This is a genomic window from Micromonospora parastrephiae (genome assembly GCF_016802865.1).
GTDB lineage: Bacteria > Actinomycetota > Actinomycetes > Mycobacteriales > Micromonosporaceae > Micromonospora > Micromonospora parastrephiae.
Genome location: NZ_JAEVHM010000387.1, coordinates 1 through 1,741 on the forward strand (window position 1 = coordinate 1; position 1,741 = coordinate 1,741).

The window sequence follows — 1,741 nt, forward strand, 5'->3', positions numbered from 1 at the left end:
CCCGCCGCGCCCCCCACCCCCCCGCCGCGTCATCATGAGTTGTGGTGGGCGAGGTGCCCCTCTTCGCGGCTTTCGTGTCCCACCACAACTCCATGATCGAACCCGTTGGGGCTTGGGGACGGGACGGGATTACAGGTAGTTCTCGGCCTCGTCGCAGACCTTGTCGAGGCCCTTCATCGCGGTGTCGTATGCGCCCTTGTTGCCCGCCGCCGCCGCGCCGAGCGCGGTGGTCAGCTTGTCCAGGCAGCCCGCGATGACCTTCTTCTGCCGGGCCTGCTCGTCGCGGTCGTTGCGGGTGCCGGTCAGGTCCTGCTCGGTGTTGTCCAGCTTGTCCTGCATCGTCTGCAGGTCGGTCTTCAGCTTCGTGATCTCGGTGGTGTTGGCCGCGATGGTGTCGTCGCGCTGGCTGACCTGGCCGGTGAGGCGCTTCTCGGTCCGGTTCAGCTCGCTGTTCTTGGTCACGAACAGCCCGGTCATCACCCCGCTGACGACGAAGAGCAGCGCGGCCACCACGGCCAGCACCAGCACCGTGCGGCTCCGACCGGCCGGCGGGGGTCCGAAGGGCGGCATCATCCCGGGGGGAGCCGACATCGGCTGCCCGTACGCCGGACCGGAGACCGGCGGTCCGGAGACCTGCCCGGAGTAGGGCGGGGCGCTGGCCGGGTAGCCCGGCGAGGGCTGCGGCGCGGGGTGATGCGGCGCGTACTGCGGCGGCGTCGGGGTGGCCGGCGGAAGCCCGTCGGGCCCGGTCGGTGGCTGGGACATCTCTATTCCTCCAGATGAGCGGTCCACCACGCCGGTGGGCGCGACGGACCGGATACAGCGGCGGGATCGCCCGGGTCCGGGGACCCGGCCGGGATCAGAACGGCCGGTGCCGGCCGTGGGTGGTGGAGCGGACCCGGCAACGACGCCGGACCGTGGGTCAGCAGATCTTGAAGCCGTCGCAGGCGACCTTGATCGGTACGGCGAGCCCGATGCCCTCGGCGTCGCGGGCCTTGGCGGTGGCGATGCCGACCACCTGCTTGCTGCCGTTGATCACCGGGCCACCGGAGTTGCCCGGGTTGATCGGGGCGTCGAACTGGATCGACGGCCCGGAGCTTCCCGACGCGGAGCGCAGGGCGCTCACCACGCCGGTGGTGACGCTGTCCTCCAGGCCGAGCGGAGCGCCCACGACGACGATCTGCTGGCCGGACTTCACGGCGGCGGGGGCGGTGACCAGGCCGGTGAACTTGCCGCTGGTACGCAGCTGGGCCACGTCGTTGGTCTTGTCGACCTTGACGATGGTCGCCGGGAAGCGCTGGTCGGTGCGCTCCAGGAAGACCTCGCGGCCACCGCCGTCCCAGACCGCCTCGACCACGTGGAAGTTGGTGAACAGGTTCGTGCCGCCGCCGGCAGCCGGTTTGCCGACCGCGAACGCGGTGCCGGTGAACTGGCCGGCCCGGACCCGGAACACGCTGGGCAGCACCGCGCTGGCCACCGCCTCCGGGTTGAAGGCGGCGCCGGCCTGCCTCTCCAGCGTCTCCGCGCGCTTCTCCAGACCGTCGAGGCGGGTGCCGTCTCCGTCCTGGGCCTGCGCCAGTCGCCGGTCGGTGTCGGCGAGCCGGTCACCGAGACGGTCGAGTTGGTACGCCTGCACCCCGGCCACCGCCGCCAGCGCGACGACGAGCAGCGTGGCGAGCACGACCGGCCAGCGGCGGCGCGTCACCCGCGCGGACGGGGGCGGTGCGGCGCCCGGCCAGCC

At 72.3% G+C, this 1,741-nt stretch carries 2 protein-coding genes; both read right to left on the reverse strand.

Annotation, left to right across the window (positions count from 1 at the left end):
- Positions 1–129 precede the first annotated feature (129 nt).
- Positions 130–765, reverse strand: a complete 636-nt coding sequence (locus tag JNW91_RS31270; protein ID WP_203179033.1) for a hypothetical protein — start codon at positions 763–765, stop codon at positions 130–132.
- 157 nt (positions 766–922) lie between these two features.
- Positions 923–1,741, reverse strand: an 819-nt coding sequence (locus tag JNW91_RS31275; protein WP_238426037.1) for a S1C family serine protease, incomplete at its 5' end; no start/stop codon positions are given.

What these genes read in the sequence shown, in the direction of transcription:
- JNW91_RS31270 (WP_203179033.1), bottom strand. Translation starts at nt 765, where the DNA reads ATGTCCCAGCCACCGACCGGGCCCGACGGGCTTCCGCCGGCCACCCCG.